This is a genomic window from Pajaroellobacter abortibovis (assembly GCF_001931505.1).
In the GTDB taxonomy this organism is placed as follows: domain Bacteria; phylum Myxococcota_A; class Polyangia; order Polyangiales; family Polyangiaceae; genus Pajaroellobacter; species Pajaroellobacter abortibovis.
In genome coordinates this window covers 588,973-606,446 of record NZ_CP016908.1, presented here as the reverse complement: position 1 = coordinate 606,446, position 17,474 = coordinate 588,973, and the positions used below count along the sequence as shown (strand labels likewise).

The 17,474-nt window shown below is 47.7% G+C and carries 14 protein-coding genes; 2 read left to right on the top strand and 12 right to left on the bottom strand.

Features of this window, described 5'->3' with window-relative positions; genetic code table 11:
* Nucleotides 1–351: 351 nt before the first annotated feature.
* Nucleotides 352–831, bottom strand: a complete 480-nt coding sequence (locus BCY86_RS03055) for an MFS transporter (RefSeq protein WP_075276400.1) — start codon at nt 829–831, stop codon at nt 352–354.
* Nucleotides 832–875: 44 nt separating this feature from the next.
* The gene (locus BCY86_RS03050; protein WP_156865023.1) at nt 876–1,229 is read right to left on the bottom strand and encodes an MFS transporter; all 354 of its coding nucleotides are present in this window, start codon (nt 1,227–1,229) and stop codon (nt 876–878) included.
* Between the two features lie 381 nt (nt 1,230–1,610).
* Here BCY86_RS03050 and BCY86_RS03045 point away from each other — a divergent pair, with 381 nt between their 5' ends.
* Together BCY86_RS03045 and htpG are read left to right on the top strand one after the other, a co-directional pair.
* Nucleotides 1,611–2,687, top strand: coding sequence for an agmatinase family protein (locus BCY86_RS03045; protein WP_075276398.1), 1,077 nt, complete (start codon nt 1,611–1,613; stop codon nt 2,685–2,687).
* A gap of 40 nt (nt 2,688–2,727) precedes the next feature.
* Nucleotides 2,728–4,677, top strand: coding sequence for a molecular chaperone HtpG (gene htpG / locus BCY86_RS03040; RefSeq protein ID WP_476703812.1), 1,950 nt, complete (start codon nt 2,728–2,730; stop codon nt 4,675–4,677).
* Here the strand turns inward: htpG and BCY86_RS03035 are convergent.
* From BCY86_RS03035 to BCY86_RS02980, 10 genes are all read right to left on the bottom strand, one after another.
* Entirely contained in the window at nt 4,674–5,834 is a 1,161-nt protein-coding gene (locus BCY86_RS03035) for a HesA/MoeB/ThiF family protein (RefSeq protein WP_075276396.1), read from the bottom strand. The genes htpG and BCY86_RS03035 overlap by 4 nt on opposite strands.
* Entirely contained in the window at nt 5,777–6,463 is a 687-nt protein-coding gene (gene thiE / locus BCY86_RS03030; protein WP_075276395.1) for a thiamine phosphate synthase, read from the bottom strand. The genes BCY86_RS03035 and thiE overlap by 58 nt, the downstream gene beginning before the upstream one ends.
* Nucleotides 6,464–6,501: 38 nt before the next feature.
* Nucleotides 6,502–7,299, bottom strand: coding sequence for a thiazole synthase (locus BCY86_RS03025; RefSeq protein ID WP_075276394.1), 798 nt, complete (start codon nt 7,297–7,299; stop codon nt 6,502–6,504).
* 2 nt (nt 7,300–7,301) lie between these two features.
* Nucleotides 7,302–7,502, bottom strand: a complete 201-nt coding sequence (thiS, locus tag BCY86_RS10045; protein ID WP_075276393.1) for a sulfur carrier protein ThiS — start codon at nt 7,500–7,502, stop codon at nt 7,302–7,304.
* Nucleotides 7,503–7,504: 2 nt separating this feature from the next.
* Nucleotides 7,505–8,569 (bottom strand): FAD-dependent oxidoreductase, encoded by a 1,065-nt coding sequence (locus tag BCY86_RS03015; protein WP_075276392.1) that lies wholly within the window; start codon nt 8,567–8,569, stop codon nt 7,505–7,507.
* Nucleotides 8,570–8,817: 248 nt separating this feature from the next.
* Entirely contained in the window at nt 8,818–9,378 is a 561-nt protein-coding gene (locus BCY86_RS03010) for a thioredoxin family protein (protein ID WP_075277547.1), read from the bottom strand.
* A 49-nt stretch (nt 9,379–9,427) separates the two neighbouring features.
* The gene (locus BCY86_RS03005) at nt 9,428–11,443 is read right to left on the bottom strand and encodes a RecQ family ATP-dependent DNA helicase (RefSeq protein WP_083604148.1); all 2,016 of its coding nucleotides are present in this window, start codon (nt 11,441–11,443) and stop codon (nt 9,428–9,430) included.
* Nucleotides 11,406–12,386: an SDR family oxidoreductase gene (locus BCY86_RS03000; protein WP_075276390.1), complete on the bottom strand. Its 981-nt coding sequence runs from the start codon at nt 12,384–12,386 to the stop codon at nt 11,406–11,408. Before BCY86_RS03000 ends, BCY86_RS03005 begins: the two co-directional genes overlap by 38 nt.
* A gap of 2,390 nt (nt 12,387–14,776) precedes the next feature.
* Nucleotides 14,777–15,601, bottom strand: coding sequence for a hypothetical protein (locus BCY86_RS02985; protein WP_075276387.1), 825 nt, complete (start codon nt 15,599–15,601; stop codon nt 14,777–14,779).
* A complete protein-coding gene (locus BCY86_RS02980) occupies nt 15,598–17,454 on the bottom strand; it encodes a BatD family protein (RefSeq protein ID WP_172824785.1) in 1,857 nt (618 codons plus the stop codon). Before BCY86_RS02980 ends, BCY86_RS02985 begins: the two co-directional genes overlap by 4 nt.
* Nucleotides 17,455–17,474 lie beyond the last annotated feature (20 nt).

Below are 17,474 nucleotides of genomic sequence, written 5' to 3'. Positions count from 1 at the left end.
TCAATTCACTACTCTTCACCTGTAGGTAGCCGTAGCAAAGAAGTTCTTTCCTCTGTTCTTGTAACATGTCCACGACAGAGTCGGGACGGGCGCGCAGTATATCTAAAACCGATTCGTGAACTTGAGACCATGACACTGGACATCACCCTAAATCCCATCCTACCCATCAGTAAAAAAGAGAGGGCAGAATGAACATCCAGCCTTCATCAGTTCAGTGCCAAGAACAATTCCCCCCTTTTCGACCTATAGAAGGAGAAAAGTAGCACACCTCTTGCAGAATCTTCCACTCTTTGAGGTTGGCAAAATCGACCTTGCGTATGGAAAGGGAAAGAACCGGTCATAAACATGCGATCAGGTAAATACAGACTCCTCTTCCCCAACAGCACCAACTGTACCAAACCAGGTTGCTGTCATCCCGGATTCTAACTCCCCAAGTTCATTCGATGCTCCCACAAATAAATGGCTGACTGCATTCATCCATCCTCTCAAAGTGTGAGGTAAGTCCACATTAATCAGAGTACGCCGCACAACCACACTGACTGGATCCGCAGCCCCTATCAAGATAAGAGTCCCCATGGAGAGTGAAAAAGAAGAGGAAACACAAGCAAAATAGTGGCCATCCCAAAGATAAAAACACTGACAAGCATCCACAGACCAGCACGGTGGTGAATAGCGGGCTATCGATAAGGCCATCGCTATCGCACCAAAAGAAGGGGCGCTTCTCAAGAGGCCAAATCCTGACGGTCCCATATGTAAGACGTTTTGCGCAATGGCAGGAAGAAGAGCAACCGCACCTCCTAAAAACAGATCAAGCGTAATGGCGCCAAGCAAAATTGGATGATTCCAAATCGCATGCAGCCCGGCAAACAGCCCTGTCAGAATTTAACTACAGGCTGTTGCATCCGAACATACGGAGGAACCCACAGCAGCAAAAAAAAGGAAAAGCCGTAAAGGAATGCATAGAGAAAATAAACGAAAGCCACATTTCCATGAAATACGTAGAGAAAAAAGCCGCCTGCAGAGGGATCAACCATCGAGAAAAGCTGATGCGTTAGAGACCCACATGCAAGAGCCCGCGTGATCTCGCCAGAGGACATCAGATCTCCAAAGAGCGATCGCGTCGTAGGGCCATTGAATGCCCGAATCCCTCCGAACAGCACAAGAACTCCGCACATGAGATATAAAGGAGGGGTTCCGATCCCACAAGAGAGTACCCAAGAGGTAGACACAGTCGATCAGGAGAAGTTCACAGAGAAGCACAACCCACCGACGATTAAAATGATCTGCCACATATCCCAAAAAGAGTGAAAAACCAGCATTTGGCAGAAAAAAAGCCAATCCAACATATCCTAGATCGAGCGGACGACACGCTTGTAGCTTAGATTTGCCAACCTACAACCATCGACTGGATATGTATCGCCAGCATCGAAATAAAACGATGCAGTTGAAAGAAGAGTAAGCGTCTATCCATTCATGCTCCCATATTCACAAAGTCATCTATATACTCATAACTCTTCAATGAGATGCAGCTGGAAACACCCCATGACAAAATGACCGTTGAATGAGGCATATTCCTTGCTTTTCATTCAAGGCTATTCAAGGAAGACACCATGAATCTCTCTTTTGATCCCAATGCTCCTACCCCACCTTCCTCAGGCATTTTTGGGCTCCCTTTTTCCCAAACAGAATCTTCACTCATCTACTTACCTGTTCCATGGGAGGCCACAACTTCCTACGGGGGTGGGACTTCTCGAGGTCCCATGGCTATTCTCGAAGCGAGCCACCAAGTTGATCTCTATGACTTAGAGGTGGAACGGCCTTACGAAGCTGGGCTTTATATGTTACCCGAATCTCCTGAGGTCCACGAATGGAATCACATCGCTAAGCAGCATGTGGAAGCTATCAGGAAGCTCCCCGATCGAACTTCTTCCAATGCACTTGCCCTCTCTTCACTCGATACCACCAATCGACTCGGAAACCAACTGAACCATCATGTCTACTCAAAGACGAAAGAGATCCTCTACCGAAATCAGCTCCCAGGAATTGTTGGAGGGGAGCATTCCGTTTCGTTTGGAGCGATCCAAGCTGCAGCAGAGTATTATACTTCTTTTGGAATTCTACACCTCGATGCACACTTCGACCTACGGGCCAACTACGAAGGGTTTCAATGGTCCCATGCCTCTATCATGTACAACGTGCTCAAACACATTCCTCAAGTGAACAAGATCGTACAAGTGGGGATCCGAGATGCTGGAGAAGAAGAAGCAACCTACGCTCAAAGCCAGCCAGAACGCGTGTATGTGTTCGATGCCTATCATCTCAACCTAGAAAAATTCAAAGGAACTTTGTGGGGCGAGATCGCTTCTTGCGTGCTCTCTCCTCTTCCGGAGCAGGTCTGGATATCCTTCGACATTGATGTGCTCGATCCCTCTCTCTGCCCCCATACCGGAACCCCCGTACCGGGAGGATTGAGTTTTCAAGAAGCAGTCTATTTACTGGCTGCCCTCGTCCATTCAGGAAGGCGTATCGTGGGGTTTGATCTCACCGAAGTATCCCCTCCCCCTCTTCCTTCTCAAGACGAGTGGGATGCAAACGTAGGGGCTCGAATTCTATACAAACTTTCCGCTTGGACTCTTGCTTCTCACCACAAAGTGAAGATATTGAAAAAAATAAGTCCTTTCGACTGATGAGTTTTCTTCATCCCTCTAATACAGGAGCAACCAACCGATCATGAGCACTTCTCTCCAAGAAAAAAAGACCTTCTCTTTTCAAGCAGAGATCCATCAGCTGTTGCATCTTTTGGTTCATTCTCTCTATAGCCATAAAGAGGTATTCCTCCGAGAACTGATCTCAAACGCAGCAGATGCTCTCGATAAGCTCCGTTTCCAAGGACTGACAGATGCAACCCTCCTGGGAGAAAACTCCACCCTCGAAATTCGCTTGATCCTCAACCCAGCCGAGTGCACGCTGACCATCGAAGACACAGGGATAGGGATGGATGAAAAAGAGCTGGCCGAGAATCTAGGCACACTCGCTCATTCAGGAACGCGCTCCTTCCTCAAAATGATTCAGGAAAAAGGGGAAGGAAGGGCCAACCTAATTGGACAATTTGGAGTGGGATTTTACAGCGCCTATCTTGTAGCCAACCGGGTTGATGTGATCAGCCACAAGGCAGGTCAGGAGAAAGCTTTTTGCTGGTCCTCCGATGCCCAAAACGATTTCACCATAGAAGGAGCAGAGCGTCAAGAACGAGGGACTTCCATCATACTGCACCTCAAGCCCGATCAGCAACAGTGGCTAGAAGAAGGGAAAATACGCGATCTGATCAAGCGGTATTCTGATTTCGTTAATTATCCCATTAAAGTAGGGACCTTCTACCCTGGCGACACAAGAGAAAAAATACGCGATTGGGAAATAGTCAACCAGACCAAGGCTTTATGGCAACAACCACGCAGCCATATTACAGAAGAGCAGTACACTGAATTTTATAAACACCTGACCCGAGATGCAGAAGACCCTCTTGCACATACACACTTCACTATCGAAGGAGCTCAGTCATTTACTGGACTGCTTTACTTTCCCAAGCACGCCCCACTCTTTGAGGTAGAACCCACGCGAAAAGGGATCCGTCTCTTCGTAAACCGTGTTTTTGTCATGGACAACTGTGAAGAGTTGATACCGCCATGGCTTCGATTTATTCGGGGGATACTAGATTCCGATGACCTTCCTCTCAACGTCTCCCGAGAAACACTGCAAGACTCGACTATTGTCCAATCGATCCAAAAACAGGTAACGAAAAAATCGCTCGAATTATTGGAGGAACTGGCTCAGGAACAAAATGAAAATTATCTTCTCTTCTGGAAGCAGTTCGGCGCTATTTTAAAAGAAGGGCTTACGATGAGCTGGGAGCACAAAAATCGGATTGCTCGGTTACTCCGCTACCGTAGTTCCAAATCAGATGGGTGGATCTCCCTCACTCAATACGTAGCGCGGATGCCTTTGCGTCAACCAGCTGTTTATTATGTATTAGGAGAATCCGAGCAAGCGCTGACTTCAAGCCCTTATATTGAAGCCCTACAAAGCCGCGGGTACGAAGTGCTATATATGACTGATCCTATCGATGAGTGGGCTACCGAAAGCTTGCACGAATTCGAGGGGAAGCCGCTCGTATCTGCTATGCGCGCTGAATTAATGCTAGATCCGAAAGAAACGAGTGAATTTTCTCCCCCTCCTCCATCCCAGGAATTGCAGGGGTTTTTATCGTTGATACAGACCTCTCTCAAGCATAAAATTTCACAGGTAAAGCTTTCCGATCGGCTGACTGACTCCCCGTGTTGTCTTGTTGTCCCTCAGGGGAAACCTCACGCTTTCGTTGAGCAACTTCTGCGTGCTCGGCATAAGGAAATTCCTACTTCCCAACGGATCCTCGAGATCAACCCGACCCACCCTCTCGTAACAGCTCTCCAAGACTTTTATCAGCGCGACCCCAACTCAAACTTACTCCAAGAGTGGATCTCCATCCTGTACGATCAAGCACTTCTGATGGAAGGAGGAAAAGTCGAGGATCCCAACTTCTTTGGAAAGCGCATTACCTGTCTGCTCCAACAAATCGTGATGAATCACAATACTCCTTCTCCCACTCACAACCCTCCTGAGGAAATTTCTAAGCATGGCTAACTCCTGTTGTTTAAACCCAGACACCAGCTAGCTCTGTTTCTACTCTCCTCGTACCAAGCCATGAGACCTCCCGTCAGGAAATAGATCTCACCTTCTCCTTTTCTTTGGCGTTGAAGAAGAAGTTCTACAGCTTTTTGGCTTCTAGCCCCCGATCGACAGTAAACAATCACCGGGATGGTTGTATCTACTTCTTGCAGCCGATAGGACAACTCATCCAAAGGAATCAGATAGCCTCCAAGAGGATCTACTTGATGTTCCTCAGGAGTCCGGACATCCAAAAGGAAGAGAGGCGCTCGATTCTCTAAACGCTTTTTTAATTCTTTAGCTGTGATTGCACGGTGCCTAATGGAATGGATGGTTGCTGGAAAAGAGCTCGGTCTTATCAATTGTTCTAGTGAATGCCGATGAACACACAGTTCACAATTTGGATTCTGTCCAAAAAAAAATTCATTAAATCGCATATTAAGGATATTGACAGTCAATAAACGGCCACAAAGCAAGTGCCCAACTCCAAGGATCCATTTCATGATTTCAGTCGCTTGTATAATGCCCAACAAACCGGGTAGGACATTGAAAACACCTGTTGCTGTACAATTCGGAACGGAATCGAAGGTTGGGTGATAAGGGAACAGACAACGGAGGCAAGGGCCCTCTTGATCAAGAAAAGAGGAAATTTGACCTTTGGTTTCTGCAATACTTGCAGAAACATAAGGCTTATTCAGATAAAAACAGACGTCATTAACAAGGTAGTGAGTCTCAAAGTTATCCGTACAGTCCGCAACGATATCATAGGCTTGAATCCATTGCTCTGCATTTGCCAAGGTCAGACGTTCCGCGTACCCATGAACACATACATGAGGATTGATCGACCTTAACCGACGTTGAATAACATGTACCTTTTTCTGGCGCGAGGATGCGAAAGGGAACAGTATCTGCCGCGGCAGATTACTCAATTCTACCCTATCCTCATCGAGAACACCTAAGGTACCTACACCTGCTGCTGCCAAATAGAGCAATAAGGGGGAACCCAGCCCCCCTGCACCGATACATAGCACACGCGCTTGTTTTAACTTAGCCTGCCCATCCTCCCCAATTTCCTTTAATTTGAAATGCTGGGAGTATTGAAGGAGCTCTTCGGCTGAAAATGAGGAGGACATGTTCGTTGAGCAATTCGTTCTAAGAACAAATGGGTGGTAGCTATGGGATCTTCCGCTTGAGTAATGGCCGAGATCATCGCAATGCCATCGACCTGAGTTTGCAAAATCCAATCTATATTGGATAGATTAATACCTCCAATGGCTACAAGAGGGAGAGGGATCTTTTCCCTCACTCGCATTAACATATCAATTCCCTGAGGAGCTGTCGCCATAGGTTTAGTAGAGGTAGGAAAGATAGCACCAAAAGCAATATAGGAGGGTTCAATAGCAAACGCTTTTTGGATCTCTGCATCTGAATGTGTACTGATACCAAGTCGCAACCCTGCTTCGCGGATCACAGAGAGGTTTGCATGCTGTAGATCCTCTTGACCTAAATGGACTCCATAAGCCTTATACTGAACAGCAAGAGCCCATTCATCATTGATGAATAACCTTACCCTGAAAAGACGGGCAACTTCAATTGCCTGAGGGAGCGTGCTTGCGACAAGAGAAGGCGAGCATCCCTTCATGCGGAGCTGCAGGGTTGTGATACCTGTCGGGACCAAGCGCTTAACCCACTCCAGTGTATGAACAATCGGATAAAGGCCTAAAGGCTCAGGACCAACCTCTGCAAAAGATAACGCACCCAAACCATCAACCTCCTTTCCTATAGCTCAACTTCTATTCCTCACACTTTGTGTTGTTGAATTGTGGCTTGCCAAAAGGGAGTATCAAGTAATGGGGTGCTTGGATACGCCATCGTTTTTTCGTGGATGATTCCTGCTTCATATCCTATACGACCTGCAACAATGGCATTTCGAAAAGCCTGTGCCATTTTGACTGGATACTGGGCCTGAGCAACTGCCGTGTTCAGCAACACAGCATCAAATCCTAACTCCATGGCAAGCGCTGCATGCGAAGGTCGCCCAATCCCAGCATCAATGATGATAGTTGTGTTCGAGAAACGGCTTCGTAGGGTTTGCAAGTGATAGAGATTCAATAGCCCCCTTCCCGATCCGATCGGGGAAGCCCATGGCATCAATACCTGGCAACCACACTCGACAAGACGCTGGCAAAGCACTAAATCTTCCGTGCAATAAGGAAAAACATAGAACCCTTTGGCTATTAAAACTTCTGCTGCTTTGACCAGTTCAAACGGATCGGGCTGCAGAGTATCTTCATCTCCGATGACCTCTAGCTTAATCCACGAAGTTTGAAAGAGTTCCCGCGCATATTCTGCCATCGTCATGGCGTCATCAGCAGTTCGACAGCCTGCAGTGTTAGGTAAGAGATGACAACCTACAGCTCGAAGGATATCCCAGAACTTCTGCCCTCCTTTCCCACTTGGATGTTGCCGCTTGAGAGAGACAGTAATCACCTCCGCGTGCGCTTCTTGGATCGCTTGTTGCAGGATATCAAGCGAGGGGTAGTTGGCTGTCCCTAAAAAGAAGCGGCTCGTGAGTTGCCGATCACCGACCTCCCACATCACTACCCTCCTTGCATAGGGAGAATGAAATCAATGGAATCGCCCTCCTTAAGTTCTATCGTATCGTAAAGAGCACGAGGAGCGATCTTTCCATTGATAGATACTGCAAAATGGTGATCTTCCCACCCTTGCTGCGCAAGTAGCTCTCGAAGGTAACAGCCTTCCTTGAGCATTTGTGACTCTCCGTTAACAATAATCTCCACTCCTACTGCTCCTTCCAGTATTCTGGATATTGCACAGCACCCATCCCATCTTTTAGGAACTGCATAACATCTTTTACTAAAGTTGGAGACAGTAAGTAACCATAACGGTAGAGACCATTGATAGCAAGAAAATTTTGTTTCCATTTAATTTGAGGGATAGAGTGAGGTAAGGTAGGGCGGCATTGTGTCCTCGTAGCGAGAATACGCGCTTCTCCGAAACCGGGGTGGACTGAATAGGCAGCCGTCAACAATTCTAGAAGCGTGCGAATGGATATTTCACTGAAATCCTCCGACTCAATTTCGCTCGCCCCAATGATATACCGAAAGGGAGGGCAAGGTACAATGTATAGGCTGATTCGTGGATGCAATAGGCGTAAAATATGCTGAAGAGAAACATCAGGAGCGGATACAATGGCAAGCTCTCCCCGCACACCTCTCAATTGTTCGAAGGAAGCACGTCCTCCCAGTCCTCTGCAATCAAAGGCCATATCGCACTCAAAAAGGCCCTCGTTAAGCACAATTTGACCTGAATCTACTGACTGTACTGGAGTGTTCGAATGCCATTCTACACCGTGCTCCGTTAGGTAATGGCCTAATCTCTGAAAAACAGCTTGCGTATCGATGGATGCTTCCTCAGGAAAGTAACACGCTCCTTGGAATCGAGACAAGGCAGGTTCGAGCTGATGTAATGCCTCCTTGTCGAGTTGCTGATAACACTCAGGGCTCCAGCGAGAAGCAAGCCTCCGCAGAAATAGAGGAAATTCAACCTGATCCCTGGGATGTGCTACAACAAGGCTCCCCCCTTTTCGTAACAAAACAGGACAGGACAAGAGGGACAGAATTTCAGGCCAATCTTGTTGAATGGCAACCCACCCCAGTTTGGCAACGGAAGTAGGCGATTTATCTAACTCTGAAAAGGGGGTGAGGAGCCCCGCAGCCACACCACTACAGCTCTTTCGACCTTCCTTTGTATCTTGATCGAACAGAGATACCTTCCAGCCTGCGTGAAGGAGAGAGAAAGCCAACAAACGTCCTACAATTCCTGCTCCTGCAATCCCCGCTTCCATTTTTTTATGTTATGCTTTTGTTTAAAAACTTTTTCAATGAGGCACTTTGTTTATTTTTCATCGTTTATTTTCCATCTGTGTAAAGGGGGTCGCATCGGGCTTAATCATCGCTTGTTGAAGGTTTCGTGAGGGAAGCGTAGCTTACTGATCAAGATCAGACGTTTTTCCTGTTGAATCATTTGGATTAGGAGCATTCCCTAGTGAAGGTGCTTAGTATTTCACCCTTTCACTTAGGTCTAAATTGGGCGCTATTTCGACTTCCACTTGATATTGCATCCAATGCTCGGCTTTTGGAGTTCGGGTACGGATCTCCCCGCTAGCATTGCTTCGATTGCTGCTCGCAGGTCTTTTCCTGTAGGAAGTTGACTGCTGTTTGGTCGGCTATCGTCCAGTTGGCCTCTGTAGACAAGCTTGCGCTGGTCATCAAAGAGGAAAAAATCAGGCGTGCACGCAGCTTGATAGGCTTTGGCTACTTCCTGAGTTTCATCATAACAAAGGGGGAAAACAAATTGAAGCTCTTCAGCCATTTCCTTAAGGCTAGAAGGGCTGTCTTCCGGATATATCGACGCATCGTTGGAACTGATCGCCACAATGCTGCAACTGCTGTGCTGATAATCCCGTCCCAAACAAGCAAGCTCATCCTGAATATGTTTCACATAAGGGCAGTGGCGACAAATAAACATGACCAATAGCCCCTTAGCAGACGCAAAATCATGAAGCGAGACAGTGCGGCCACTCACAACCTCGAGAAGTGAAAAAAAAGGTGCTTGTGTGCCAAGTGGAAGCATCGAAGAGGGGGTAAGAACCATGGTTATCCTTTCTACTCTACTCTCTACTCTTTGGATTTCCAGCCACATCCTATCGTTTTTTTTTGTTTTCCTCAATTACTTTAAGAAATCCAGCTCCATATTGCGCGATCCGAGTTGGGCCAAATCCGTAGATGTCCCGAAGCGCTGCCTCTGTCTCTGGCTGTTTGATCACCAGCTCCATCAGAGTTTTATTGTGGGCAATCGTAAAAGGAGGGAGCCCTCTACTCTTAGCCACCTGTGCGCGGTACGCGGACAGAGCGATCCATAAAGGGTCTCTGGTAAGAGCACCGCCCCCTCTCTGACGCATAGACACATGGGATGAAGACCTCCGAATGCCTTTTTCTTTGAGCGTAGGACCAGCTTTGTATTGCAGAAAAGAAGGAGAAGAGAACGGCGGGAGAAGCAATCGAACAGGAGCAGATCCCCGGAGAACATCCCAGCCGCTTTTTGTGACGAGGGGAACGGGATATTCACTGGTGGTGAGGTCAATCCATCCTGCAGCGATAAACGCCCGAAGAAGAGCAAAAATCCAAGGCAATGGATATTCGGAAAGGAGGCCAAATGTACTTAAACGTGTAAAACCGAAGCGCCGAATCTTAGGCGATTCTAGGCCTTTCAACATTTCTGCAACAGCGTGAAGCCCCCCTCGACCATTCGCCCGCGCAACAGCGGAGAGCCCTTTACGTACAATCAAGGTGGTCTTTTGCAGATCCCGCTCTTGGTCCAGAGAACGAGCTGGATGCGAACCTACAGCTTCACAGATATCACAATGCCCACACCCACCGAGAAGCTCTTGCTCATCCCCAAAATAGCGGAGAATAAAGTCATGACGACAGGAGCGCGCATCCAGATAGCGCAAAAGCCCTCGAAATTGATCCCACGCCCTGAGCTCCGCATTAGTATCAAGGGGCTCCCCAGCCCCATTGCTCTTCACCAATTTGCGGCGCAGAGCAATATCGATTCCAGAACAGAGGAGAAGCCCATAGGCTTCTTGACCGTCCCGTCCTGCCCGACCCACCTCCTGGTAGTACGCTTCGATCGAGGACGGGGGCTGCAAGTGAACTACAACCCGAACATCAGAGCGATCGATCCCCATCCCAAATGCATTGGTAGCCACCACTAAATCGACCGAGCGCCTTGCAAAAGCGTAAGAAACTGAAGCGCGTGCTTCAGGCTCAAGCCCAGCATGGTAGAAACTAGCCTGCCACCCCTGCACACGCAAATAGTGGCATGCATCTTCAGCCAGCTTACGGGTCGCCGTGTAGACAATCGCCCCCCCTCTCGGTGTAGCACTCGAGCCAAGAACTCCCTCCAGCATCTCTTCCATCACCCTACAGGCTTTTTTGACCCCTTCTACATAATGCGCAGACAGATGGAGGTTAGGACGAGCAAATCCTCGAAGAATTTCACGAAAACCTCCTTCCTGAAATCCAAGATGCTGACAGATCTCAGCCCGGACTTGAGGCGTTGCTGTCGCTGTACAAGCAATCACCCTGGAGGGTTTGAGGCGAGTCATCAAATCCCCTAAACGGAGATAATCCGGGCGAAAATCGTGACCCCATTGAGCAATGCAATGCGCCTCATCAATTGCTACAAGCGAGATCTTCGTCCGTAACAAGCGAGCCATGAAGCACTCTGAAGCGAGTCGCTCAGGGGCAATATACACCAGCTTATAATCCCCACGTTCAAGACGTAACTCGCGACGATGACGCACTTCTGCATCGAGCGTAGACGCTAGAAAAGTCGCCTTGATCCCTTTGGACAAAAGCGCATGCACTTGATCTTCCATCAAGGCCACCAGCGGAGAGATCACAAGAGTCACTCCAGGCAAAAGTGCCGCAGGAAGTTGATACGTGAGCGATTTCCCCCCTCCCGTAGGAGCCACCAGAAGGACACGACCAGGCTCCCCCAAAAGAGCCTCAATGGCTTCTCGCTGCCATTGATGAAAACTGTTAAGTCTAAACTGTTTAGATAGTAGTTGTCCTAACGTCTCTGAAGAAGAACAGGAAAAAAGAGACGACATGAACTCATCGAGTGGGTGCAGATGCATTCTCTCGAAGCGCATGAAATGCCTCAAGATTCATGCGCAAACCTTCCCTCAGATATACGCGAGGGGTATATCCGATCAGCTCCCGGGCTGTTCTCAAATCAGCCAGAGAATCACGGACATCACCGGCGCGAGGGGGCTGATATTCAGGAGATAGTAAACAAGATAACCAACCACAGGCAGTCGCCTCCTCCTGAAGCATTACCACAAGGTCATTCAACGAAACTCGCTGACCACATGCAATATTAACCACTTCCCCACTGAGCTTCCGAGAAGTCGAGGCAGCAAGCAGGTTCGCATCAACCACATTCTCAATAAAACAAAAATCTCGTGTCTGTTCTCCATCCCCATAAATAATAGGCCGCTTCCCTTCAAGAATGGCCGTAATAAACCTCGCAATCACAGCTGCATATTCGCCAGCAGGATTCTGCCGTGGACCAAACACATTGAAATACCGCAAAGTAACAGTCTCAAGACCATAAAGACCTGAAAATACCATAAGCAGATGCTCACACGTCAACTTCGAAACGGCATAGGGAGAAAGCGGCAAAGGGGACATCGTTTCCAATTTCGGAAGCACAGGCGTATTGCCATAAACAGATGAGCTCCCAGCGAAAATAAAACGTCGAACCCCCTTGCAGCGAGCAGATTCAAGAAGAACAACCGTCCCTTCAACTCCAACACGCAAAGACTGAACAGGATGGTTGACAGAAAAAGCAACCGATGGAACCGCTGCTTGATGGAACACAACTTCAACCCCACTCATAGCCTGATCCACAAGTGCAGGGTCAAGAATACTCCCTTCTATTAATTCCACTCGCCCCGGAAGAGAATCGATATTCTCCCAACGACCCGTCGAAAAATCATCGATTATCCGAACCCGCTCCCCCGCTTGTAACAGCGCTTGGGCAATCGAAGAGCCAATAAATCCTGCCCCCCCAGTTACTAAATATGTCATCATATCTGCTCTCCATAAAAATTATGCCTCCATAAAAATCTTTTTCCTACCTAAAAACTAACCTGTGGTACTCAAGCGAGTCCACATTTAACCTGAAGATTCGCGGTGGGATCAGTACACCCTATATGCACCAACTTTAGTATAAGAAAAATAAAGAGAGGGCGCATAGACGATCATCCCATCCAAATCCAAAGCTTGTATGTGAGAGGACACGCTTCCTGGTACAGCCTTCTGGATGCTCCTTGGCTAGATCAACGACATGCGAATGAGTAAATACAAGACGAATCAAGTGATACTCTACTTCACAACTTCAGCAGACTGATTTTTAGTGGATGTAAATGGTGAGGCCGACTGGCTACCACAGCATGTAGAAGATCCAAAGGATACATAACGAAAGGTTGCGTTTAATTATCCCCCCACCTCTTTTGGACTTCTTTAACAGCCGCCTCACAGACTTGCAGCCTCAATGTTTGGTACCCGGTGAAGTAGCCCCTCTAAGAAAACCCGTACATCCTCTTAATTGAATCTGATGCGCCGCTCCAGCAGCTTCGGACTCTTTTTTAATTCTTCCAAAGAAACAAACTCTCGAGCAGGGGATTTAAGAACTCCCCCCAGCTTTAGCACTACCTTTTCTGATGTTACCGTCCATTTTTCCAAAAAAGATTATTATATCTCGCTCACTCGTTGATGAATTTTGAGGCTTGATCTGAAAACGAATGATTCGGATGCCCCCTGAATACTCAGAGCGTTGGATAAACGCTAAAGTGATCCAAGCAGGTTCCCCTGTCATCAACTCAAAATCAGAGAGTAAATCTTTCCGAGATCTTTTCCCTTCCAAGAGACACTTCTTTTGTAAACGCTTAAGACCTTGCATATCATCTGGAGAAAGTTTCTCAGATTTAAGCAGACAAAGAAGACTTAACTGGATAAACAAACATAGACTCTTCCCATTCAATGTAACCACAAGCGACTGACATTGATCGGAAGTAAAATCTTCCTCTACTCGACGAATATGTTTTCCTCGAGTCGAGTCAGATTGCGAGAGATTAACTCAGCAACAATATTCACTAAATTCGAAGAAACACACAATTCTTCAGAATGTGCTTGAAAGCATCAATTCATCACATCAAACGTACGGAGAATCAATCTTGCCGTATGTCCTCTCTTCCACTCCTCTTCAGGACTGAAAGTGAGCTCTTTCAGCTGTCAGGCTAAAATCTCAAGAATCGCTGAACTTTTCTCTCCTTTCTGCTCATTTGGCTCTGACTCACGCAGAGCAACTTCTTTAAGTCCTTTCTTATCTTCTTAGAGTGCTACAGAGATAACATAAGAAGCCCACCCTTCTGCCTGATGATTCAAGACTTCTGATCCGGGTTCCTGTATTCCCCGTTTCTTTCTAACAATTGATGAATATCTTCCCTTAATTGTTTCGCATAAGCATCTTCTAGCGTATTATCAACCGCTTGTTCCCATTTGTTCAGTCAAAAATTGGTGCATGCGCTTGTGTAATGATACTTACGTGAACAGAGCAGCGACAATTCTCCCCTATCTTTCATATAAGCGATATGCCGACTTTGAATAAGAAGTTGATGGTGGATCTTTTTCAATTCAAGCAACTTGGAAATATCGTCTTCCTTAGAATGGATTACCAGACAGTATCTCATGAGTATGACGCTGCTCTAAAATACGATTCACGAGATTTGTAAACCATTTAACCGATTCTTCAGAAAACAAAGCCTCGTCCTCTATTAAAAGCACTTGCGCTTTCTCATAAAGCAAACGGCTTATTTCTATTCTGTTGATTTTCTCCCAATTAAATTTCTCTTGAGGCTCTAGTCTACTCTCGCGGACCGAAGCCATCACCTCAGAAATATTTTATTGTTCGTGCGGCCCTAGCCAGTCCCCTCGAAGCGTTCTTTGGAGATAAGCAGCCACCTCAGATTTATCTCCCCAGCTTTCGTAGAATCAACTCGTCAACAGCCTTTTGAATCACTTGCTTCTCAGAACTACCTCCAGCATTCACCGCCAAGGTTTTCTGTGCAATCATTGGAGCAGTCATATCCCCATGGTTCTCACACAACATCACGCCAACGAATAAGAAACCCTACTATGATTTGAGAACTTCTTTCATAACCCATAAGCCCCCTCCATCATGCAATTAGATGTGTTAAACTAAGTCAAGCGAAAGCAGCACATCCCTTGGTCACTCCAATCTACAACCTATCTTAATGCATTTCCTTCCGAATCAAATTCATTTAATTGTGTATTACATTTTAAAAATCTGTTTCCTAGCCCAAATGAAGAGTATCTGACGAGTCTGCTTAGCAGAAAGCAAAAGAAAAAAATAACTTTTTTATCCCTATACACAGAAAAAGGCCTATGGGAAAGTTGAGCTATTTTGGAAGCATCCGAACGGTTCCGGATGGAACCCATCCTTCCCTAAAGCCACCTGTGATATGCAGCCACATCCCATGTCTCGCTTTAACTTGAACCCGAATCCCCTCGCACAGATGCGATGCTACTGCGCTCGGAACCCCCTTCTCATCCGCTAACCGAACAATAGGAGCAATGATAACCCCCTCCTCTCGTGTGAGGCGATGGCTCCGAGCTTTCCAGCTACCCATTCCCAAAACGACAACCAAGGGGCTAGTCAGCCATAGGACAATCCCTCCACTTTTCCGTATTGCAAAAGCAGGACTGTGCTTCCAAACTGCAAACGCAAGCGAACATAACAGCGAAGCCACTAAGCTTCCAATGGCCCATACGTTCTCTGGCAAAAGGGATAGAACGGCCTGATCCCAAGGCGTACTATCTTCTAGCCATACCTGATTTCCCTCCTGCCTCTGCAACCGCGCAATTTCCAACCTCACTGTACGAGCAGCTTTTGCTGCTTCCACCTGGAGGTGTCGATCAGGGCTCAGAATGCGAGCTTCTTCAAAGGCGTGAACAGCTTGTCCCAAATCCCCCGGCTGACCAGCCCCTAGACGAACCCGAAGAGCGTACGCAAGACCCCGATCATAGCTGATCGCTCCGTCCTGGACACCACGATCCGCAAGCGCCTCCAGTGCAGCGATTGCTTCGACTGGTCGTTCTTGTTCGAGCGCGCTCACTCCGTCACGGAACAGATCAGAAGGCATCTTCTCTGCAGAAAAAGCTCCCTTGTCTCCCAACATCATGAAACAGTATATGGCGCGCATCGGTATCTTCAAGAACTTCATGCAGCACGCCTCTTCATGGAATCGATCACCTCTTGAGTCCGTTTCCATCTCTTTTCAACTTCAGGGAGAGAAACCACCGGATGCCCAAATCGAGCCACTTCTGAAGCCTGTAGAATATTCTGACAATCTTGGACCATTGCCAGGGGGAGTTGGTTCTTTTCAAAGGCAGATCCCATCGCAGTCCATGGAAGAAGGCGGAGGTTGCAGTCCAGATAGTGGCAAAGTGCCATTTCAAGAGCACGCCCCATTGCAGCATCCGCTTGAACAGCATCTCCCGCTTTGAGCAGTGATTCCACTTTGGCCCGCTGTCGATCGAGCTCTGCAAGAGAAGAAGAAGCATAAGCCAACTGGCGCTTTCTGTAACGGCAAACACACAACCAGACCCCTTCCACAAGAAGATAGGTAAGAGGAGGAGCCACCAGACCAACACCCCACAAGGGGGAGTCCGCTATCAAGAGACCCTTTCCCTGAACACCTACGAGCTCTTTCCACACAACAGGTAACTGCATCAAATAATTCTCTTGATCAGAAGAGGAAGCCGCCTTTTTCTTTAGACTACCTTTGACATATACCTTGCCGAGCGCAGCACGAGCAATTCCATAGGCTTTAGTTTCTGGATTCCAGTAGGGGAGGCTGATCTCACCCAAGGAAAGATCCCCTGGAGCGCGAACGCGAGCGATATACTGAAAACTGCGAGCCCCTCCCCACTTCCCTGCCTGATCGACAGCCAACTTCTCGTGAACAATCGGGTCAAGCCACTCCACCCTAGGCTGAACGGGAAGAGAGAGCATCGAAGGGATATTACCAGTCCCTGAAAGCTCTAACTGAACCGATACACCTCCCCCTTCTTCCACTTCAGGAGGAGAAACTTGCACGGAGAGCTGAAAGTCACCGACGTCCCCCACCCGATAGCCCGCGGGTCGACCCAGCATAGGGGGCTCTCCAATGGGAATGTGGAAAAACTCACTTTGACGGACATTCGCTGCAATCGATCGTCGGCCTAGGGAGATCGACATGGGTTTAATCTCGAGTTCACCAGTCTTTAAAGGGAATAGAGCCAGCTTACGGATACAGCTGACAGACCATATCTTCCCTTCTATGTTGACGTATCCGATGGGCTTCGAAGCACTGTCCTCTGAAAGAAGAGAATGCTTGAGAAAGTCGCTGGCATCGGATTCGTGGACATCCGTAATATCCAGAGAACCTCTATGACCTTCGATATACAGGTAAAGAGAAAGCGTGACTTGTTCCCCTACTACAGCGGAGGATTTATCCAAGACACCATGCAAGAAAGCGATCTCCCCTCTAGGAGCAGACAGTGTAAGATGCTCATCCGCCAGTATAGGGAGAGATTGAAAAGGCAAGGGTTCTGTCTCTTCGTCTGCACCCAGATCACCAAAAAGTCCTTTCCACGGGCCAAAGGAGAAAAGAGAAGGGAATGGGAAGCCTCTCCCCGATCTGGCACGGGGAGGTTGAGCAGAAGCAACAACCCGGATGCGGACTTGATTGGACTCCCATCGCTTTCCACCCATCACTACGGCAGCAGGTCCAAGGACGTACTCACCTATTTTTTTTGGACTCAATGAGAACACAACTGTCAAGCCATGGCTCCGCTGCAGATTGCCGTTCATAATAGAAATCGATTGTGTAGGGGAAGTACGTGTCCCGAGCAGGTGAAAATAGGAACCTGGATTGAAGGTTGGGTTGGTAATCGATCCTGCAGAAGAAGAAGCCGATAAAACCAGCTCAAACGAGTCATCCACTCCAACGACTTCACTTTCGGCATGCAGAAGGAGCTCTACCTCAGAGCCTACCTGCTGAGTCCAAGCAAAAGACTCATGGAAAAGGACCACGTTCAAAGCGAGAAACCAGG